Origin of the sequence: Methylocystis parvus OBBP (assembly GCF_027571405.1) — a bacterium.
In the GTDB taxonomy this organism is placed as follows: domain Bacteria; phylum Pseudomonadota; class Alphaproteobacteria; order Rhizobiales; family Beijerinckiaceae; genus Methylocystis; species Methylocystis parva.
The window spans coordinates 219,994-239,135 of record NZ_CP092969.1; the positions used below are offsets into that span (position 1 = coordinate 219,994).

A 19,142-nucleotide genomic window follows, 5' to 3' on the forward strand; every position below is an offset into this window, starting at 1 on the left:
CCCCTTAAGGCTTGTAGGAGTCCCCACCCCAAAACCGGTGATTTCGGGTGATGGGGCATTTGCCGTACCGCACGAGTAAAATGTCGACGAACCGAATGTCCCGGACTGTCAGCGCGTAAGCGAGGCCGTGGGTGGGCGCGAACAGCAAAAACATCAGCAGGTTTTTGGTGTTGATGAAGATGAGAACGATGACGCACCATTCCATCACGAACAGCACATAGGGGACGCCGAGCATCATGGGCGGCCTTGTGAGGCCGCCGACGAGGGGATCGAGACGGGGCTTCGCCTGTTGCCGGATCATCAGCCCTGCCCGTTCGTGAGCGATTGGACGATTTGCGCGGCGCCGAAGATCAGAGCCACGCCGACGATGACCGAGAAGGCCCATGACCACGGAATGCGCGAGGTGAGCGCGAGATAGCCGACGGCGGCCACGGCGACGGTCGCGGCCGTTGTCGCGAAGGTTCCCGTCATGAATTGAAGCACGCTCGTCAGCGCGGTGTTCAGGGGCTGGAAGGTCGCCGTCTGCGCCAACGCCGAATCGGGCCCAGCGATCAGCGCCAGTCCGACCAGAACGCCCAAGAACATCGCGTCGGAACGCGAAAAAACCTTCATTTGCTCTCTCCTTCATCGTCAGGGGACACGTAGAGAACCGACCCGCCGATCCAGTCCTGGTCTTTCGCCAAACGGCTCCTTTCGACTGGTGGCGTCTCGCTTTCTGGCGCTTCCTGACCATTGCGGCTCGTCTCGGCGCCGCGCTTTCCGCGCCGCGCCGAGAAATCGCCAAGCCCGTAATATTGATTGGTCACGGCGGCCACGTAGCGAACCGTTTCCGAGTTCGCCGGCACGCCCTTCGCCTGATAGACGCGCTCGCTGCCGGCGTTGTAGGCGGCGGCGACGAGCATCATGTTTCCCTGGAACTGGGCGACGAGGTCCTTGAGGAACAGCATCGACCCCCGGACATTCTCGACGGGGTTGCAAATGTCCTTGACGCCATATTGGGCGGCGGTCTGCGGCATGAGCATCATCGGCCCGCGCGCGCCCCTCGGGGAATTGAGATTGGCCCCGTTTGACGATTCCTGGTCGAGAATCGCCAGAGCGAGCTTCTCGTCGACCCCCGCGCGCCGCGCCTCGGTTTGGACTAGGCCTCGCAGGCTTTGCGAATCCATATCGGCCGCGCAGGCTCCTGATTCGACAGACTCTGTCGGCAAGCTCCGCGGCGCGCCTGAAACCGGCGCCAAGGCGACCCTTACAGCTCCCCCTGGCGCGGGCTTTCGCTCGCCGGCAGCCGCGATCGTAGGAAGAAGACAGAGGATGACAAGGAGCGCATTGCGCATGGGCAATTCCCTGGTGAACGTGCCTCTCTTAACAAAATATAATAAATTGGCAACAGGCAAAATCTACGATATGAAAACGAATGGAAATTGGAACGCCGCGAGGGATCGGAAGCGTCCCACGCAAGCATCCGAGTGAGAGCGCCGCCATGAAGCATCTCCATGACAGTCAGTACGTCGTCGTTGAGCCCGTCCGGCCTGCGTTCCCCTTTCTGTTCGTCTTAGGCGTCTTGGTAGTTGTCGTCTCGCTGGCGGCCGATTGGCTGAATAGCCTACCTTTCCAATTTGTCGGTCCGATTCTCTATCCGATCGAGCGCATATTGAACGCAGCCTTCTTTCCGGAGGCGCAAACCCCGCTGCGCCCCAACGGTTCGGCGGTGCTGGTGCTGCTTCCGACGCTCGCTCTCTTCGCCGCGATCTATTTTGCTGTCCGCGGAATGTTTCGGGCCGTTATGCGCGTTCTCAGGCCTTTCGTCGGGCGCCGCTGATGCGCGCGCTGCTCTCGTCGATCCTGGTGGCTGGGTTTGTCTCGCCGCCCGCGACGGTCTCGGTCGAATCCTTTACGCCAGACCCGGAGCGCTGGCGCCCGGTCGCCTATTCCGATCTTCGGCTTCCCCGGGGCGAGGCGGAGTCATACGCTTCGATCTGGCAGGATCGGCTCGACGAGAGCAATTCGAAGCCGCCGGCGGCGCCCGTTCCGGGGCATCTGCTCGTGGACCCCTCGCTCAGCTACGCCGTCGGCAATCCGGGCGCGTCGGAATGGCACTTCACGATCAACTTCCAAACCAAGCTCGCCGCCCTGACCGTGCTCGACGCGCCCAATATTTGCACGGACGAATACCCCTCCCCGGCGGTGGGCGTAAAAATCAAAGTCTGTCCAATGCGGCTCGCCATGTTCGAGGCGGACCGCTACGCACTCGTGATAGACGGGGCCGCCTGCTTTCTCGAAAAGCAGCCGCAAGCGCCCATCGAAGACTCGTCCGCCACGCGCACGGAGGTGTCCTACGACGTGACCGCGCGCGCCTTCAAAATCCGCTACACAGTCTCGCATATGGAAATCCCCCAATGCGCTCAAACCCTGCCTCTTCACCCCACGAAATAGCGCCAAGCTCACCGGAGCACCGCCAATGTCTGAACGACGCCGCCTCTCTTCGCCATTGAGCCTAGCGCTGCGATTTATGGCGCGGCCGCCCGCCTTATTGCGTCAAGCGCAAAAGCAGTTTCCGCAGGCGGACCCTCTGCATTTTCGCCGGCGCTTCGCGTCTTTGACGCGGGCGCCCGTCCCCGCCGTTCGTATCGCTCAGGCCTATCATGCGAAGGAGCTTTTCATGCGCGCCGCGCTCATTATCGCGATGCTCGCCCCGCTATCCGCCGGCGCGCAGCAAGCGATCTCGCATCGGCTTATGGCGCAGACCTTCTCCTTGACCGACTCGAATCTGCAAGCGCGCATTTGGTCGGATCAGGTTCCGGAGATGCTCAAGTTTCGCAAATATCTGCAGTCGACGCCGGGCGGCGCAGATAAGCCGCTCGTCGGCGTCGTCTACACCACGAACTTCCAGATCGAAGCGAAACAGATCGTCGTCTCCGTCATCAGCAACAACTGCGCCAACGCTGGCGGCGTTCCGCACCTGCTTTTTTGTCCCACGCGGGTGGTGAGCCTCTCAGGCGAGAAGCTCGAAGTCCTCGGAAATATCCCCGACCTACTTGTCACCGTCTCTGAAGCCGACGCTCCTCAAAACGCCAGGAAGGCGACGGTCGCGACTTACGATCCGCAGACCCATCAAATCACCTTCGCGAACGTCGATGGAAACGAGAGGACAGAACTCTCTCAAAAGGTCGTCGTGAGATAGCTCTATATCGGAATGAGCAAAATGAGAGCGTCAACACTCTTTGCGTTCGCGATCGCATTCGTTCTCTCAGGTCCTGAGCTTGCGTTCGCGGATTGTCAGACCGTCAGCGCATCGGACGTCGCCCAAGACATACAAAACTGCCCTTCGGCGAACAACGCGCTGAAAAATAACGCCTGCAATTTTGGGGGCGCTGCGATCGCCGAGTCCGGCGGCAACACCTGCGCTTCGAACGGGAATAATTTCGGCGTCTTGCAGCTGACGCGCTCCAATCTCACGAACACTGGGTACTCGCCAAGCGAGTACCTGAATCTTTCTGCTCAGCAGCAGGTCTGCATTTGGGCGCAACAGGTCGGCAACTCCAACACCAGCGGCGCCTATCAGACGCTCTCCAACAGCGGCAGTGTCAAGGGGACCCCGGTAACCGCCGGGATGCTCGCGGCCTGCTTCCAATTTGGCCCGCTGATTTGCAAAAACGACCTCGCTTTCATGCAGGCGAACGGCGGCGCTTGCCCGTCGATCGGCAATGGCGGAGTCAGAGCCACCGGCCAAACGCTTGCCAATGGCGGCGCGAATCTCGACGGAAACAACCAGAGCATTTGTTCCTGGGGACAGTCGATCCAAAACAAGATCAACCAGGCGGCAGCGACGTGCAATGGTTCAAACGGTTCGGGTGGCGGCGGAACCAACTGCCCGGGCGGCGGGACCACGCCCGGCGGCGTCATTCCGCCGTCTCCGGGCAATGCGCCGGTTTCGCTACCAGCAAATCTTGCGTAGGAAAACTGAGCGCATGCTTCTCATCCGTCTTGGCGTTGCTCGCGGACCACTGCTCTGCGCATTCGCGGTGATCGCAGCCTCGATTGCCGACGCTCGACGGGCGGACTCAGCGAACGGAGCTGTTCCAGTAACTCCCGCGCCAAAGAATGCGCCGTTTCCCGTCTTCGACGTCCCCTCGACGGGGGTGCAATTCCAAACGGGAGACACCTGGACGCAAGGCGGGCAGACCTTCCGGCTCTACGCGGTCCAGTCCTGCATTCGCGGGACGACCTTCACCAATGCTGCCGGCATAAAGCGCGATTGCGGAGAAGCCTCGATTGCCTATTTCGCCGCGCTGATCAAAGACGCCAAACTTCGATGCACAGCGCTTGCACCGTCGGGCTCCGTCACCTTCGCCGTCTGCGCCGCCCATATCGGCGGACAGACACTCGACCTCGGCACGATCCTAATAACGCAGGGCTTCGCGTTCGCCGCCACCGATCCCCGCGGGAAACCCGTAAACTTCCAATACGCCGTTGCGGAGGGCGATGCGCAGAAAAACAGGCGTGGCCTCTGGGCTTCGCCCGATCTGCCTCACCCCTCGGCCATCCTTAGAAGCGCCTACCAGAAAGCCCATTGAGCCGTCCGCGCGATGAAGCTCGAGGCAGCGACAATAGCCAAAATACTTGGCGGGAAACCGGAGGGAGGCGGCTACCTTTGCTCCTGTCCCGTGAAAGGGCACGGCAAGGGGCGCGGTGATCTGCGTCCATCGCTCAGCGTCTGCGACGGAAAACGCGCGCTCGTTTTCCATTGCTTCGCCGGCTGCAAACCCCGTGACATTATCGCTGCTTTGAACGCGCTTGCGCCGGACCTGGGCCCCAAGCCCCGCTCCGAAAACCGATTGCCTCAGAGATTTGCGACGAAATCGAAGACCACCTCCACGCTTGCGCAGAAACTTTGGAAGGCGGCGCTTCCCGTCGCCGGCACGCCAGCCGAGACCTATCTTCGCTCACGGCGCCTGCCGCCAATACCGCCGCCCACCATTCGCTTCCTTCCCTCCTATCGCTATGACGAAACGCGGCGTTTCCCATGTCTCATCGCGGCTGTGCAGGCGCCTTCACGGGCGATCGCCGCCGTTCAATTGACCTTTCTCGATGCTTCCGGGCTTCGAAAGGCCGACGTGCCGCACCCACGGCGCACAATCGGACCGCTCGGCAATGGGCTTCTGCGCCTTGCGCCCGCCGCTGAGCATATCGGGCTCGCAGAGGGCTTCGAAACGGCTTGGGCAGCGTCGCTGCTTGAGGACGACATCCCCGTTTGGGCGGCGCTCGGCGCGGATCGCTATGCGATAGTCACGCTTCCACCAATCGTCAGACGCGTCACGATTTTTGCCGACTACGATGCGCCGGGTCTATCGGCCGCACTCTCATTCTTCGAGCGTCGCTCGGAGTTCGAGGTGTGGATCGCAACGCCGGCAAGGATGGGTGTTGATTTCGCGCGGGTGTGGGAACTCCGGTCGTCCGGCGCAGAATTTGTTTGCGCCCAGCTTTGATGGGCTCGCGGCGATACAAGGAAAGCTTCTCGTCACTGGGCAGCGATGTGGGCCTCGCAGTTTACGGGAAGGAGAATTTCTAAATGTTCGGACGCGCCCCACATCGCATCGAACTACGATCGAACGCTGCAACATCATCCTTTTCTCACGAGATCGCTGTCGTGACGTTCGAGGCTCGGGTGTGATCGTTGACGGAGCCTATCCCCAGAAGCGAGCCGTTTACGAAATATCCCTTGAGGCGCATTCAGCGGTCGGCTGATGCTTTCAGCTTGATTTCGACGTTGCGCATGCGGGACAGCTTCACGAACGGATGCTGGCCGTTGAGGGGCATTCGATCGACCTCTCGGGGGTCGAGATAAATCCGGAGAGAACAGCAGCACTGGGATGAGCGCGAAAATGGGCAGACTACGCATAGCATCTCGACTCCACAAAGCGCCTGTCAGGATACCCCATCTTAGCGCAACGAACTTTCCAGTTCCGCCTTTCGAGACATCCAGTCTGGCATAACGCTATCGAGCAGGGAACGCCATCCCTCGCCGTGATCTGGATGGAATGCATGCGCGAGCTCATGGCAAATCACATAGTCGATCAGTTTTGGGCTAGCCCTCACCAAGTCCACGTTGAGCACCACTCGGCCGCCTGGAGTGAAGCTGCCCCAGCGCTTTGACATAGGCCGGATGACGAGCGGAGGCCGCTTCAGGCCCTTCCGTACAAAGGGCTCTGCCACGACGTCAAACCGTTGCCGAAAAACCTCCCGCGCTCTGAGTGAATAGAACACCTGGAGGACACGCCTGCAATGGGCCTGATCGTCGGTCGATCGAGCACTGACCACCAGGCGCTCGCCGTCGAGTCGGACATGAGGATCGTCGGACTGCTCGATAGACAACCGATATTGTCGACCGAGCAGAAGATGCGTCTCGCCGGAAATAAACCTGCGTTTAGGCGTGACCTTCGGCCTTTGAGCAATCGTGTCGATCTGCGCGAATATCCAGGCGCCCTTCCGGCACGCTCTGCTGCGAATTTCGTCGATCTCCTCACCAGCAGGTGCAAAAATGGCAACTTCACCCGTCGGTCGAACGTCGATTCGGAGTGAACGTCTCTCCGTGCGAAGGAGCTCTGCGACGACCCGACGCTCCCCCCAACATATTTCGATCTGCTCACTTGCCGAACGAGCGGCCATGATCGTCCTCATTGCGCCAGCCGCACGCGGGCCGATGCGAGCACATCATCGACGATGCCATCAAGAATGGCGGGATCGATCAAGATATCACGCTTGCCGCGCAGCTCCTCAAAAAAGAAATCGTCGATGTCGTTCCGAATAATGTTCTCGACATCGCGATCGTATTGCCAGCCGACTTTGCGACGCTTCTGCACAATCCGACTGATCTCCAGTGCGATTTCGGCGGCCAATTCGATATCACCGACACCAGCCTTTTCCAGATTACGCTTCGCCAACCCCCAAAAGGCCTGGGCGTGACCATCGTCGCGAAGACGCGCCGGGGTTGGATCGGTTTCATCCTGCCGAGTTTGAACCTTGTCGCGCAACTCCTTGACCGTCGAAAGATAGGTCAGATCGCTGATGCGTCCTTTGTGGAAATCGGCGATGGTGTCCCGAACGAGCTTTGAGAACTTTTCAAAGAAAATCGGGTCTTCATCCCATTTTTCCTCGATAGAACGAGTCAACTGATGCGCGATCGTGTCGGCAACCGACGCATCGCTCTCTGTTTTTTCCCGACGGCGTCCCTCGATCGCGATATCGTCGAAGATATTCAGCGGCTCGACCAGCGTGACAACGTCGCGCGCGATGACGTGCCGGTCCAGCAACTGGCGGATGCGTTTCTCATAATCTCGCCAGTCTACGCGCTCTGCGAAGCGAAGGCTCACCGCGGCGCGCAGCGAAACGAACCGACCGAGATCGTCTTTCCATCGTTTTAGCAGCTCCGGTTTCGTCGCCTCGACAAAGGCTGGCGAGGCAAGCGCCACGGAAAAGGCGCGGGAAAACTCCGACAGGCGTGCGTAAAACTCGGCCCGAATCTCCTCATCGGCTAAGAGGCGAGCGTAGGCCTCGGCGTCGAAGCGGTTGGAAACGGATTTGAACACGTCGAGCAAGGCGGCATGGGCACCCGGCACCTTGCTCGCCTCGTCCCGAATAGCCGACACACTGCCGGCGATGTCCTCAGGGCTGAAGCCCTGGAGCGCGTCGTAACTGGCGAGCGCGTCACCAAGGTCCTTGAGGACACCCGTATAGTCGATGATGAAGCCGAAGGGCTTATCCGGCGCGCCGTCCTCGTCGAAGACGCGGTTGACACGCGCGATAGCCTGCAACAGACCATGCTCCTTCAGGCGCCGAGCAACATAGAGGACGGTGTTGCGCGGCGCATCGAAACCGGTCAGCAGCTTGTCGACGACGATAATGATGTCCGGATCCGCTGGACCTTTGAACTGCTCGACGATGGTGCGGTTATAGGCGTCCTCGCCACCATAGCGCTCCATCATCTTACGCCAGAACGTCCGCACGAGATCGTCGTCGACCTCATCAACCTCGTCTTCGCTTTCACGCATTTCTGGAGCCGATATCACAACCTCTGTGGTCACGACACCGAATTCGTCGAAAAGCTTTTTGAGCAGAATCGCGGCCCGCTTCGACGATGCCGCGAGCTGGCCCTTCAGACCCGTTCCTTTGAAGTTCGTCGAGAAGTGCTGACCGACATCGAAGGCGATGGACTGAAGCCGTGAATCCACGCCCTCAATCTCGCGTGCCCGGCTCATCTTGCGCTTTAGATCGGCACGCTGGTCGTCGGAAAGACCCCGCGTGTGGACCTCGAACCATCGATCAATCTGCGTCTCATCGACGTCGGTGACGACTTCCCGCCCTTCATAGAGTAGTGGCACCACCGCCTTGTCGGCAACGGCGTCACGCATAGAATAGGAGGGTTGAACAAGGTCGCCGAACTTGGCGAAGGTGCTCTTCTCCTTCTTGGCGATTGGCGTGCCGGTGAAGGCGATGAAGCAAGCGTTGGGCAGCACCTCGCGCATTCGAGCATGCAGACTGTCAAGATTGCCATACTGGCTGCGGTGACTCTCGTCCACCAGGACGAAGATGTCGAACGATGTATCGACGACCCGTCGTTTGTTCAGGCCTGCCCGGAACTTATGGATGAGCGTGGTGACGACTGGTGTCATTTCCTCGATCAGGGTGAGCAGATTCTCGCCTGTCGCCGCCCGCTTCGGCTCCTGGCCGGTGGCGCGGAAAGTCTTGGTGATCTGGTCATCGAGATCGGTCCGGTCCGTCACAATGACGATGCGCGCCTGCGGGCGCACCATGCCAATGGACTTGGCGAGCATTACCATAGTCAAGCTCTTGCCTGAACCCTGGGTGTGCCAGACCACACCCCCCTTGCGTCGCCCGGCCGAGTCACGCTCCTCCGTCCGCTTCAGCAGGGTCTCGACCGTCGCCACCTGTTGATAGCGCGCCACCTTCTTTTGAGGCCCGTCAAACAACATGTAGCGTCGAACCAACCGCATGAACCGTTCCGGTCGGCAAAGCCCGATAATCGTTTCGTCGAGCGGCGTGACGAACCGATGCCGCTGCATCAAGCCGTCATGCCGCTTCATGTGCGCGGCAAAATCAAGCGCCACGCGTTTCCTCTCGACCGAATCGAGCTGACGGTTTACGACCTCTTCGGCGAAGCCAGGCGAGTCCTCGCGTTCCTTCCATACGCTCCAAAGTTTTCGGGGCGTTCCCACTGTGCCGTATCGCGGATCGTAGCTGTTAGCCGCTAGCAAGAGTTGTGCGGAGTAGAAGAGAGCGGGTACGCCTTCACCCAACTTCTGATTACGAATCTGCTGGCTGACGCCTTGATCGGCGGCGACATGCGAGGCTTTGACCTCGATGACGCCTAGGGGAATCCCGTTGACGAAAAGCACGAGATCAATCCGGATCGTCGGACCGCCCGGTTCGCTCACCGTGTATTCGCTGGTCACTTGAAATGTGTTGGCTCGCCAGTCAATCCAATCGATAAAATTAAAAGGCCGCTCTCGCGACGTTGCACCGATAGTTTGCGGCAAGGCGATGCCGAGCATCAGATCATCAGTCATCCGTTCATTGGCGCGCACCACGCCCTCGGGGACACGATCGGAGAGGCGTCGAATGGCGGCATCGATGTTCGCCTCAGAGAAAGAATGCGCTCGTCCATCAACGTGAATGCGGTTGATGCGCGCCAGATCAGCCCGGAGCTGGGTCTCGAGAAAAGGCAGAGTCCGCCTCCCGTCGCGCCATTGATCGGCCTCGGCCCTGGTAACATACCGCCAGCCGCAGTTGATCAGCGTGTGCAGGGCTTGAATCTGCGCGCCGCCCGCCTCTGAGGTGGTGAATTGGGGCGGACGGTTCACGTAACTATCCCTTCGACGACTGCCTTAATAAAAGAAGTCTCGAGCTTCGTTGCCCCCGCGTTGGTCAGGTTTTTCTCGGTGAACTGAGACACTCTTGTTTCGCGACCGGAAGCCGAATTCCTCTTGAAGGCAGTGAATGACGCATTTGCGCATCCCGCCACGACATGTTCGAAACGATACGTATGCTTCGCGTCCACGCCCGTGAGGCCGCCGGACACGTCCAGCGTCCAATGTCCGGGGAAGGACAGTTTTTCGAGGGCGCGTCTCATTTCCAGTGCCGACTGAAAACGCCTTGTGGGGTCCGGATCAATGGAAGTCAGAACGGCTCTGCAAACAGCATTGGGGATGTAGGCTGGAAAATCGGTCCGCGTGATCAGCTTGCCTTTCACCAATGCGTCAGCATAAGCGGCAAGCCCTAGCGAATGGAATTTTGCTTCCAGCGTTCCCAAGCCCACGAGCAAACGAAACAAGGTCAGCCCGGTCTGGAAAATGTCGGTCCGCGCTTCAATGCCATTGCCCGCAACCGTTTCTGGCGCCGCGTGGAGAACATACCAACTCGACGGCTGAACAGGCGCTCCGGTAGGCGAAATTCCTACGATCCCATAATCCGCTAGCTTCGCCTGCCCATGCTGACCGCGCAAGATGTTTTGCGGCTTCACATCGTTATGGAAAAAGTTGTGCGAATGCAGATGCTCCAGCCCTTGGAGCATATCGATGATGGTGCGTAGCGCCATCGGCAGTGGAAGAAAATTAACTGGATTCGCTAGCGTCGTAATCGATCCATCCGGGAAATAATCCATTGCGATAACGACCTTTCCATCGGTCGCAACGTCAGCTTGATGAACCCGAACCAGATTATTGTGTGTGAAGGCATGACCGACCTGAGCTTCACGCAAGCGTTGATCGATGCCAATTCCAGAATTCAGAATTTTGATCGCATATTGATGATTAACCGCCTGGTCTTGGGCGAGCCACACTTCGCCGAACGCCCCACGGCCGATTGGCTGCATGAGGCGGTATTTGTTGTAAAACGTCGTGCCATTGGTAATCGGCAGCGCGAGCGGGGCAAGGCTCATGGGTTCTTGGCCCCCCACCATGCGGCAATGATGGCGTCAGCCATTTTGCTATTCCAGTAGCGCGTTGTTTGCCCGACCCTTTGAATAGCGTGGTCACGTACCTGAGCGCTCGTTGTCCCGAGCGAGGCATAAATTTTGGTGACGACTGGCTTATTGTGCAGCCCGCAGTAAAGCAGCAACGCGGCTTCTTGATAGGAGGCCGTGCGCTTAGCGCCGTTATCGCCCTGTGTGAACTCGCCCTTCTTGATGACGACTCTAGCGATGTCGGGATGCGCATGAAAAATGCGCTCGAATTCGCGATAGAGCCACGTCACCTTCGCGGCGTCCTCGGTGCAATCGGCGGGGAAACAGAGCCTGCTCTCCTCCGATACGTTTAACAATATCATCGCGGTTGTCGCGCCATCGACAAGGGCATAGCGCGGCGTGGTGGGATCGCTTCTGAAACCAAGAATTTTCATTGAAATTTCTCTCCGAGAGGCCGTTCGCCGGTCAGCAGGTTTTGCATCAGGCCCCGCTTTTGGGTGCGAAGGGCTGCCAAGCGGGCTTCGAGCTGGTTCATCTCCGCGTCGAACGACGCAAGCAGGTTACCGGCTGTGCGACGGGCATTGTTGCCAATGAGGAAGATTGGAAAATCTTCGATGAACGCGGCAGGTACGCGCCGTTGACCCGCGCTTCCCGTCATTTGGCGCTCGCCTGCAATTCGAAATGCGCGTGTAAGCGTGACTTGGTGGAGGTAATCGGCATCAGCAGGATTGTGTGGCCGAATGACATGGAACTCAGTCGTTCCAAAGCCGACGCCATTGGTTAGGCCGCGCGCCAATGCCCCTTTGCCGTTCTCGAAACAGGGCGTGATTTTTGCAACTAGAATGTCACCATTGGCAAATTGTGTGTAGCCGTTGCCTAGCTCTCCACGAACGCGATCTGACTTGGTCGCAAGAGCGCCCGTTTCGGACACATCTTCCATTCCGACGAATGATACTACCGTATCAGCGCTGACCTTTGTGTTTCTGGGATTGACGTCGGCCAAGTCGTGAACAAATCCACGTTTCGCGCTCAAATCGAAGAGCACGCGCCCGACGACCGCACTCTTACGCCGCCGCTTAGCCGCGATCAGGCGTTCGGTCTGTTCGATGGCTTGATCCCACGCATCGAGCACAACGACGATGCGGCGTTGTTGCTCAAGTGAGGGGGGCGCTATCGGAATTTCGGCAAAGGCGTCGAAATAGAGCCGCAAACGATCCTCTGTCAGGCCGTGTGAATAGGCCCAGAACAGATGGATCATGCGCGCCGATTTGAACCAATGATACGCAAAGCGGCTGTCGATGCCGGGCTTTGGCGCAAGAACCACATAGGCCGGGCTGACAATGCCGTCGTCTTTCGCAAGACCGCAGGCGCCTTGCCACATGCGCATCATGTTGTAGGCGATATCGCCCGCTTTCACGAGCAAATGCTGATCTGGCCGGAGAGCGGACTCGGTGCGGCGTTCCATGTCATCACGCAGAACAAGACTATCGTTCATCGTCACCGACATGACAGGCAATCCTGCGCGGCCTGGTTCCTGCCGATTGCTGAAGAAGTCGCCCAGATGTGCGGCCATCAGTGCTGCGCCCCTTCATCCAATTGAGAGGCCCGCCACTCGCCATAGCGCTGACCTGTATCCTTGTGGCGCCAGAATTCGCGGCCGTTGACATTGCCGCCGAACACGACCGATCCGGCTCCTGACGGCGTGTCGAAGGGCACATCTTTTGTGAAGCGCAGCCGCTCACCGTCGTCGCTGCTTACCAGCGCTCCCGCTTCCATCAATTCACGGCGCTTGCGACGCACATGGTCGCCTGCGCTGGCGTTTTCCCGCACTCTGGCTTGAGACCCTTCGAGAACGACAAACTCGTCCCCTGATTCCCGCGCCCGCGCCTCGGCTCCCCCCTCGCGCGAGACGAATTCCGGCAACGCCTTGGCAAGCATTTCGGGTGTCCCGCTGGGCTGCTGCGGCGGGCCCGCCTCCTGTCCCGCAGGCCGCAGAATGTCAAAACCCAGAACGGGGAGTAGTATTTCGATCTCGTCCAGCACTCGCTCCATATCGGCGATTTCCGGCTCTGGCAGGCCGCGAAACGGCGGCTCCGTGCCATTGACGAGCTTCGCCCGGCCCGCTTTGCGAATGGCGGCGATGATGCGGCCTTCAAGATAGCGCCCATGCGCCTTGGTTAGATTCTCGTCCTTGGAGACGACCAGTACCGCGCGGGTGAAGAACTCTTTCGCCTCATCCGCGTCATGGGCGGCAAGACGGGTCTTCACCTGATCGCCCTCTCCGACATAGACGAGCTGGCGCCCCGGCAAATCCGGGTCCGGCCCTGCCAGAAGATAAACGCCGGTGCGCGTCGCCTCTTCCCGGCGGATCAGCTCCGGCAGAGCCGTGCGCGAGGCAAAGGCCGCGCGAACCGACGATATGCCCAGCTCCGCCGTGATGACGCCCGATGGCGTGCCATCGACCAGATAGAGCTTCAGGGTGCGTCCACGCCGGGACGCCGCGCGCGAGGGAGCCTCAGACATCGATGCCCAACTCCTTCAGGTAGGAGTTCATCTTCTTCCGGGTTTCTGCGAGCTGGGTTTCGAGGGCGCGGATTTCGTTCTGCACGGCCTGGAGATCGACCTCAGGCTCGGGTTCGAACGTATCGACGTAGCGCGGAATGTTGAGGTTGAAGCCATTCGCCTCGATCTCCTCTAACGTCGCCTCATGGGAATAACGTTCGATCACGGCCCGGCGGCGATAGGTGTCGACCATCTTATCGACGTTCTCATCGGTCAGCCGGTTTTGCTTCTTTCCGGGCTCGAAGTTGCGGCTGGCGTCGATGAAGAGAATGTTCCGTTCGTGCGACCTGAGGCCACCGGACTCGCGCGCCTTGTCGAACACCATGATGCAGACCGGGATGCCGGTGGTCGGGAAGAGCTGCGCCGGCAGACCGATGACCGCGTCGAGCAGATTGTCGCGGATCAGCTTTTCGCGAATCTTACCCTCGGCGCCAGAGCGGAACAGGACGCCATGCGGGGCGACGACCGCCATGCGTCCGACCGTCGGCCGGGTGATCGCCAGCATGTGCAGGATGAAGGCATAGTCGCCGCGGCTCTTGGGCGGCATGTGGGGGGTGAAGCGCTTATAGGGGTCCGGGAGCGCGTTGCCTTCCGAGTCCGTATTGCCCCACCATTTGTCCAGGCTGAACGGCGGATTGGCGACCACCACATCGAAGCGCATTAAATGATCGCTTTCGATCAGCGTCGGCGAGTTGAGTGTGTCGCACCAGTCGATACGCGCGTTATCCTGGGCGTGTAGCAACATGTTGAGCCGCGCCAACGAGCGCGTGCTGCCGTTCGATTCCTGGCCGAAGAGTTGGAAGTTTCCATCCAGCACCTCCTCGCCCGCGCGCAGCAGCAGCGACCCCGAGCCGCAGGCAGGATCGCAAATGCGATCCCCGGACTTTGGATGCGCCAGCTTGGCCACGACCTCCGACACCTTGCGCGGCGTGAAGAACTCACCCGCCTTCTTGCCGGCATCCGACGCGAAACGCTCGATCAGGAAGATGTAGGCGTCACCCAGAATGTCCTCGGAGGTGTCGGACAGGTCGAGGCCCGGCTTGGCGAAGTCCTCCAACAGCGTCTTCAATCGGCGATTGCGATCCTTCGTCTGGCCCAAGTTGGTTTCGGAGTTGAAGTCGATCGCGCGGAAAAGACCACCGAGCTTGCCCTCGTTGGCTTTCTCTATGGCGTCCAAGACGATGTTGATCAGCTCGCCGATATTATCGCGCGCCCGGCGTTCATGGAGGCTGTAGAAATCGCCGAGGAAGCTCTCCTCCACCTCATTGGTCTTGCTGTTTTTCAGCTCGACCATCGGCAGCTTGAAGCGCTCGCGATCAAGGCGGCGTTGAATGCGAAGTTCGTCGCTGCCGTACTCACTGCGGAACTCTTCGAGGTGCTTTCGACGCACATCGCTGATATACTTGAGGAAGAGAGCAGTAAGGACATAGTCCTTGTATTGGGTCGCGTCGACGGCGCCGCGGAACGTGTCGCACGCGCGCCAGACCGCAGAGAGAATATCGTCTTTTTGAAGGGCGGTCACGGAGATCTCCTAAGAATTCTGGCGCTGGTTTACAGCACGGATGGCGCGCGCGATGGCCTCTCGACCAAGAATGGAGTTGAGATCGGCTAGCCGTTTCAGCAGCCTATCCTCATCATTGAAGGACTCCGCCAGTTCCGCGATCAGCCGCTGCTGAGGTAAGGGCGGGAGGGGAATTGGCACGTTCTCCAGAGCATCCTTTGGAAGTCGAGCAAGACCACTTCCCTGCTTGCCGCCAGCGAACAAAACTTGAGTTGCAGGAAGTTCGAGAACGGCCACGAGATAGCCTGGGGCGACTTTCGAGACATCGGGACGAACGAGATAGAGATCCAGCGACACGAACGCTCCCAACATTCCAGGTGTCGCGAGACAAACGTCCGTCGCAGCGCCGCGCGCACCGATAATCAAATCCCCATCCTCGATTGGGAGGGCTCGCGCAACCGTCGGCGCTTCTCCGGCAGCCAGCACGGGCTTGCGTCCGGCCTTCAGGTCCGACAGATCAGACAGCCGCACGAAGCGCGCAGTCCCGCCATCGGCCTCTTGGACCGTCACCCCCGAAAATGTGCTGGCAATTTTCCTGAGTTCGAGCATGTCTCAAACTAGGAAAAACTCCGAAAGCTGTCAATATCTCAATTCGAGACGTCCTCCAACTATATTTCTCCAGCACTCGACGCTCCGCCACTCCACCGAAGAGCGCGCATCGGCTGCCAAGCGCGCTTGTAGCGGTAGCTTGAGCGCATAGGAGCGGCTCAGGAGGACGGAACTCTCTGCGAGGTCAGGACGGGTAATTGGAAAGTCAACGGGCCGTTGATTGGAGGCTTGTGGGCCTCGATTTGGAAGTGTGGGTGGGAGAAAGACTTTCTTCGTCTCGCGCATAAGATCATGAATTTACGTCATATCTGCCTGTCTTTCTATAATTCTGCAGGCATGTGCTCATCCTGGGCAAGGGTGGCCTGCCGAAGCCCTCAGGCGAAGCCCGAGAGTTAGAGAGGAGGCAAAGCTTCACGACGGGCGGGTAGGCGAGAGAGAGGCTCCCGCGCGCCCGTCGTGGAGGCTCGCTCATGAACTATGACTACAGCGACGCTATCGCCAACGCCCTCGCCACCCAAGGCGGGCATCTATTCATCGGACGGGGTAGTTTTTCATTGCATTACGAGAACGGCTGGCTGAGCGGCTATGGCTGCGAGATGGTCAAAGCCGCAGCGATCGTGGGCCCGTGATCGATAGCCGCAAGGTAGATCTCGGCAAAGTCGCGCAACTCGCGATCCACGGCCCGATGATAGCGGTAGGCCGGCCGGCTGATCCGCTGCCCTGGGACGCGCTCTATTATGCGCCGCTCGTCGCGGTCGCAGAGGCTTACGCTCACGCCAGGGCTGATGTGTGTAACTTGCCGGTCTGCGGAGCGAGGCAGGCGGCGGCCTGAGAGTGAGAGGGCCCTTCGGGATCTGCGAAGGGAACGGAGGCGAGAGAGAGGCTTTCGCCTGCCCTTCGCGGAGTCGAAGGACATGTCGAAGATCACACTGGTGAGCGCGATTGATATCGGGCTGGATAAGCTCGTGGCGTCGGGCGCGAACGTGCGGCGCATCAAAGCTGGGGTGAGCGTGGAGGACCTAGCCGAGGATATCGCCCGGCGCGGACTGCTGCAGTCGCTGAGCGTCCGTCCGCTCGTCGATGGCGACGGTGCCGAAACCGGAAAATATGCCGTGAGCGCCGGGGGGCGCCGGCTCGCCGCGCTAAAACTGCTTGTCAAGCAGAAGCGCCTCGCGAAGAACGCGACAATCCCCTGCATCGTGAAGAGGGATGGCGTCGAGGAGGAAGACTCGCTTGCCGAGAACACGATGCGCGAGGCGCTGCATCCGCTCGATCAATTCAGGGCCTTCAAGAACCTGCACGACCAGGGCCTGAGCATCGACGACATCGCGGCGCGGTTTTTTGTTGGCGCGCAAGTGGTCCGCCAGAGGCTGAAACTCGCCGCGGCGAGCCCCAAGCTGCTAGATCTCTACGTCGCCGAGGAATTGAGCCTCGAGCAGCTCATGGCCTTTTGCGTGACCGACGATCACGAAAGGCAAGCGGAAGTCTGGGAGGCCCTGTCAAACTCTTACGACAAAGGGCCCCATGCGATCCGCCGCCAGCTGACGCAGGGTGCGGTCCGGGCGTCCGACAAGCGTGCGCTGTTCGTCGGGAGCGAGGCCTATGAGACGGCAGGCGGCGCTGTCCTGCGCGATCTCTTCAATCGCGACGACGGGGGATGGCTGCAGGATGCGGCGTTGCTCGATCGCCTTGCGCGCGAGAAACTCGAACGCGCCGGCGCGGAAATCCGCGCGGAAGGTTGGAAGTGGTTGGGGACCGCGATCGAATTTCCCTACGGCCACACCAATGGCCTGCGGCGACTGTTGGGAACCCAAGCGCCGCTTATCGATGAAGAGCAATCCCGTTACGACGCCGCCGTCGCCGAATACAATCGTCTCTCGGAGGAACACGAAAGCGCCGATGATCTCCCGGAAGAGGTCGATCGGCGAATCGCCGAACTCGAGGCGGAGCTCGCAGCGGTCGATGAGCGTCCCGCGGTCTATGATAGGGGCGAGATCGCCCGCGCCGGCGTTTTCGTCAGTATCGACTACAACGGCCGCTTGAAGGTCGAGCGCGGATTTGTCCGCCCCGAGGACGAAGCGCGCAAGGAGGGTGGCCCTTTCGCCGCGGCGGGGGAGGCGAGATCCGGCGCCACCTTGAGTGCTGGCGATGCGACGGCAGGCGTCGACGCCAAGTCGGGCATTGCTACGTCTCCGCCCGTCGAGGAAGAGGTCGAGACCTCGCCAAAACTCTCTGGTCTCATGATCGTCGAGCTTTCGGCCCATCGCACCGTGGCGATGCGTTTGAGCCTGGCCAGCAATCCCCAGGCCGCGTTTCTCGCCGCGACGCATGCTCTGGCGCTGAACGCCTTCTACAGCACGACTTCACACTCCTGTCTCGATCTCTCCGAGCGCAGCGTTACGCTCGGGTCTCACGCCCCTGACATCGGCGACAGCCTCGCGGCGCGAACGCTGCTCGAATCCTCCGGGAACTGGCAGATGCGCCTGCCCGCCGATGCGGGCGATCTCTGGTCCTGGCTGCTCGCTCAGGACGAGACCGTCCGCGCCGAGCTCTTCGCGCTGTGCATCGCCCTCAGCGTCAATGCGCTGAACATGCCCTGGGAGAGGCGAACCGGCGCGCTCCGGCACGCGGACCATCTCGCCGAGCATCTCGCTCTCGATATGCGTGGCTTTTGGAGCGCCAGCGTAGAGAGCTTCCTCGGCAAGGTCACGAAGGCGCACATCCTCGCGGCGGTGCGGGAGGCGAAGGGCGACGAGACGGCGGAGATGATCGCTCACCTGAAGAAGGCGGACATGGCCGTTGAGGCCGAGCGTCTTTTGCAAGGAACGGGATGGCTGCCGGACGGCTTGCGCACATCTCGCCTCGATGCGTCCACTCCAATCGAGGAAGCAAGCTCTTTAGAGAGCGATGCTTCGATCGCGGAAAGCGCGGAGCTGCCTGCGTTTCTCGACGAGACGACCGAAGATTATCCAGCCGCCGCCGAATAGTCGGAGCCAACTCCTTCATTCCCATCATCTTTGAGCGAGCTCGCCCTCACCGGCGGGCTCTTTTCTTATGCGGAGGTCGTGATGTTCGACTGGTATCGACGCTGCGCCTATGACGGCGAGCAGAAGAAAGCGTTTCATCGCCAAGCGCGGTTCGCGTTGCGCGCGCTCGCAAAGGAACTGCGCTTTCCGGAAGTTTCATATGACCTGCGCTCGCACCGCGGCGGCGTTGCCGTCAGTGGTGAGATCACGTTGCACCATGAACGGGTGCACATCCAAGTTTGCCAACCAGCGACCGGCGCCGACAGCGGGATTCTGATCCGCACCTGCGAGGGTCGGCGCGACTACGACGGCGGGCTCAATCATCTCGCGCCCTTGTCGTTACTGGATCGCCCCGCCGAACTCGCCGGATATGTCCGCGCCGTGATGAGTGGCGATCTTTCGCTGATCAGCCGGATGTTCGGACCGCTCGCGCACAAGTGGCTGGCGTGCGGGTGAGTGGAAAGGA

General features: G+C 60.2%; 21 protein-coding genes. 10 read left to right on the forward strand and 11 right to left on the reverse strand.

The features are described 5' to 3' along the window. Positions 1 to 4 precede the first annotated feature (4 nt). From MMG94_RS20720 to MMG94_RS20730, 3 genes are read right to left on the reverse strand one after another with little or no spacing between them, the layout of a single operon-like run. Positions 5 to 301 (reverse strand): VirB3 family type IV secretion system protein, encoded by a 297-nt coding sequence (locus MMG94_RS20720; protein ID WP_016919180.1) that lies wholly within the window; start codon positions 299 to 301, stop codon positions 5 to 7. After that, a complete protein-coding gene (locus MMG94_RS20725; RefSeq protein ID WP_016919179.1) occupies positions 301 to 612 on the reverse strand; it encodes a TrbC/VirB2 family protein in 312 nt (103 codons plus the stop codon). The genes MMG94_RS20720 and MMG94_RS20725 overlap by 1 nt, the downstream gene beginning before the upstream one ends. Continuing rightward, a complete protein-coding gene (locus tag MMG94_RS20730; protein ID WP_016919178.1) occupies positions 609 to 1,166 on the reverse strand; it encodes a lytic transglycosylase domain-containing protein in 558 nt (185 codons plus the stop codon). The genes MMG94_RS20725 and MMG94_RS20730 overlap by 4 nt, the downstream gene beginning before the upstream one ends. Positions 1,167 to 1,480: 314 nt before the next feature. On the opposite strand from MMG94_RS20730, the gene MMG94_RS20735 reads away from it, so the two are divergent. From MMG94_RS20735 to MMG94_RS20760, 6 genes are all read left to right on the forward strand, one after another. After that, a complete protein-coding gene (locus MMG94_RS20735) occupies positions 1,481 to 1,819 on the forward strand; it encodes a hypothetical protein (protein WP_016919177.1) in 339 nt (112 codons plus the stop codon). Next, a complete protein-coding gene (locus MMG94_RS20740; RefSeq protein ID WP_016919176.1) occupies positions 1,819 to 2,433 on the forward strand; it encodes a hypothetical protein in 615 nt (204 codons plus the stop codon). Before MMG94_RS20735 ends, MMG94_RS20740 begins: the two co-directional genes overlap by 1 nt. Positions 2,434 to 2,659: 226 nt before the next feature. Then, positions 2,660 to 3,181: a hypothetical protein gene (locus MMG94_RS20745; RefSeq protein WP_154420374.1), complete on the forward strand. Its 522-nt coding sequence runs from the start codon at positions 2,660 to 2,662 to the stop codon at positions 3,179 to 3,181. A gap of 21 nt (positions 3,182 to 3,202) precedes the next feature. Continuing rightward, complete coding sequence (locus MMG94_RS20750) at positions 3,203 to 3,955, forward strand: hypothetical protein (protein ID WP_154420376.1); 753 nt, start codon at positions 3,203 to 3,205, stop codon at positions 3,953 to 3,955. 13 nt (positions 3,956 to 3,968) lie between these two features. Next, the gene (locus MMG94_RS20755; protein ID WP_016919173.1) at positions 3,969 to 4,574 is read left to right on the forward strand and encodes a thermonuclease family protein; all 606 of its coding nucleotides are present in this window, start codon (positions 3,969 to 3,971) and stop codon (positions 4,572 to 4,574) included. A gap of 261 nt (positions 4,575 to 4,835) precedes the next feature. Beyond that, positions 4,836 to 5,486 (forward strand): DUF7146 domain-containing protein, encoded by a 651-nt coding sequence (locus MMG94_RS20760; RefSeq protein ID WP_157212432.1) that lies wholly within the window; start codon positions 4,836 to 4,838, stop codon positions 5,484 to 5,486. A 454-nt stretch (positions 5,487 to 5,940) separates the two neighbouring features. On the opposite strand, the gene MMG94_RS20765 is transcribed toward MMG94_RS20760, so the two are convergent. The 8 genes from MMG94_RS20765 to MMG94_RS20800 are packed head-to-tail and all read right to left on the reverse strand — an operon-like array spanning position 5,941 to position 15,650. After that, positions 5,941 to 6,666 (reverse strand): M48 family metallopeptidase, encoded by a 726-nt coding sequence (locus tag MMG94_RS20765; protein ID WP_040579060.1) that lies wholly within the window; start codon positions 6,664 to 6,666, stop codon positions 5,941 to 5,943. Between the two features lie 8 nt (positions 6,667 to 6,674). Continuing rightward, complete coding sequence (locus MMG94_RS20770) at positions 6,675 to 9,878, reverse strand: type I restriction endonuclease subunit R (RefSeq protein WP_016919170.1); 3,204 nt, start codon at positions 9,876 to 9,878, stop codon at positions 6,675 to 6,677. Next, positions 9,875 to 10,954: a serine/threonine-protein kinase gene (locus MMG94_RS20775; RefSeq protein WP_016919169.1), complete on the reverse strand. Its 1,080-nt coding sequence runs from the start codon at positions 10,952 to 10,954 to the stop codon at positions 9,875 to 9,877. Before MMG94_RS20775 ends, MMG94_RS20770 begins: the two co-directional genes overlap by 4 nt. Then, a complete protein-coding gene (locus MMG94_RS20780; RefSeq protein WP_016919168.1) occupies positions 10,951 to 11,412 on the reverse strand; it encodes a hypothetical protein in 462 nt (153 codons plus the stop codon). The genes MMG94_RS20775 and MMG94_RS20780 overlap by 4 nt, the downstream gene beginning before the upstream one ends. Continuing rightward, on the reverse strand, positions 11,409 to 12,551 hold the full coding sequence (locus tag MMG94_RS20785; RefSeq protein ID WP_016919167.1) for a restriction endonuclease subunit S: 1,143 nt from the start codon (positions 12,549 to 12,551) through the stop codon (positions 11,409 to 11,411). Before MMG94_RS20785 ends, MMG94_RS20780 begins: the two co-directional genes overlap by 4 nt. Beyond that, on the reverse strand, positions 12,551 to 13,501 hold the full coding sequence (locus MMG94_RS20790; RefSeq protein ID WP_016919166.1) for a GIY-YIG nuclease family protein: 951 nt from the start codon (positions 13,499 to 13,501) through the stop codon (positions 12,551 to 12,553). Before MMG94_RS20790 ends, MMG94_RS20785 begins: the two co-directional genes overlap by 1 nt. Then, positions 13,494 to 15,062: a type I restriction-modification system subunit M gene (locus MMG94_RS20795; protein ID WP_016919165.1), complete on the reverse strand. Its 1,569-nt coding sequence runs from the start codon at positions 15,060 to 15,062 to the stop codon at positions 13,494 to 13,496. Before MMG94_RS20795 ends, MMG94_RS20790 begins: the two co-directional genes overlap by 8 nt. Before the next feature lie 9 nt (positions 15,063 to 15,071). Next, a complete protein-coding gene (locus MMG94_RS20800; protein ID WP_016919164.1) occupies positions 15,072 to 15,650 on the reverse strand; it encodes a restriction endonuclease subunit S in 579 nt (192 codons plus the stop codon). A gap of 470 nt (positions 15,651 to 16,120) precedes the next feature. Between MMG94_RS20800 and MMG94_RS20805 the strand changes: the two genes are divergently transcribed. The 4 genes from MMG94_RS20805 to MMG94_RS20820 all read left to right on the forward strand — a co-directional run bounded on the left by MMG94_RS20805 (position 16,121) and on the right by MMG94_RS20820 (position 19,132). Then, the gene (locus tag MMG94_RS20805) at positions 16,121 to 16,279 is read left to right on the forward strand and encodes a hypothetical protein (RefSeq protein WP_202948249.1); all 159 of its coding nucleotides are present in this window, start codon (positions 16,121 to 16,123) and stop codon (positions 16,277 to 16,279) included. Beyond that, positions 16,276 to 16,482, forward strand: a complete 207-nt coding sequence (locus MMG94_RS20810; protein ID WP_202948248.1) for a hypothetical protein — start codon at positions 16,276 to 16,278, stop codon at positions 16,480 to 16,482. Before MMG94_RS20805 ends, MMG94_RS20810 begins: the two co-directional genes overlap by 4 nt. An 82-nt stretch (positions 16,483 to 16,564) precedes the next feature. After that, positions 16,565 to 18,637, forward strand: a complete 2,073-nt coding sequence (locus MMG94_RS20815) for a ParB/RepB/Spo0J family partition protein (RefSeq protein WP_016919163.1) — start codon at positions 16,565 to 16,567, stop codon at positions 18,635 to 18,637. Positions 18,638 to 18,718: 81 nt separating this feature from the next. Continuing rightward, entirely contained in the window at positions 18,719 to 19,132 is a 414-nt protein-coding gene (locus MMG94_RS20820; protein ID WP_051001102.1) for a hypothetical protein, read from the forward strand. The last annotated feature ends 10 nt before the right edge of the window (positions 19,133 to 19,142 follow it).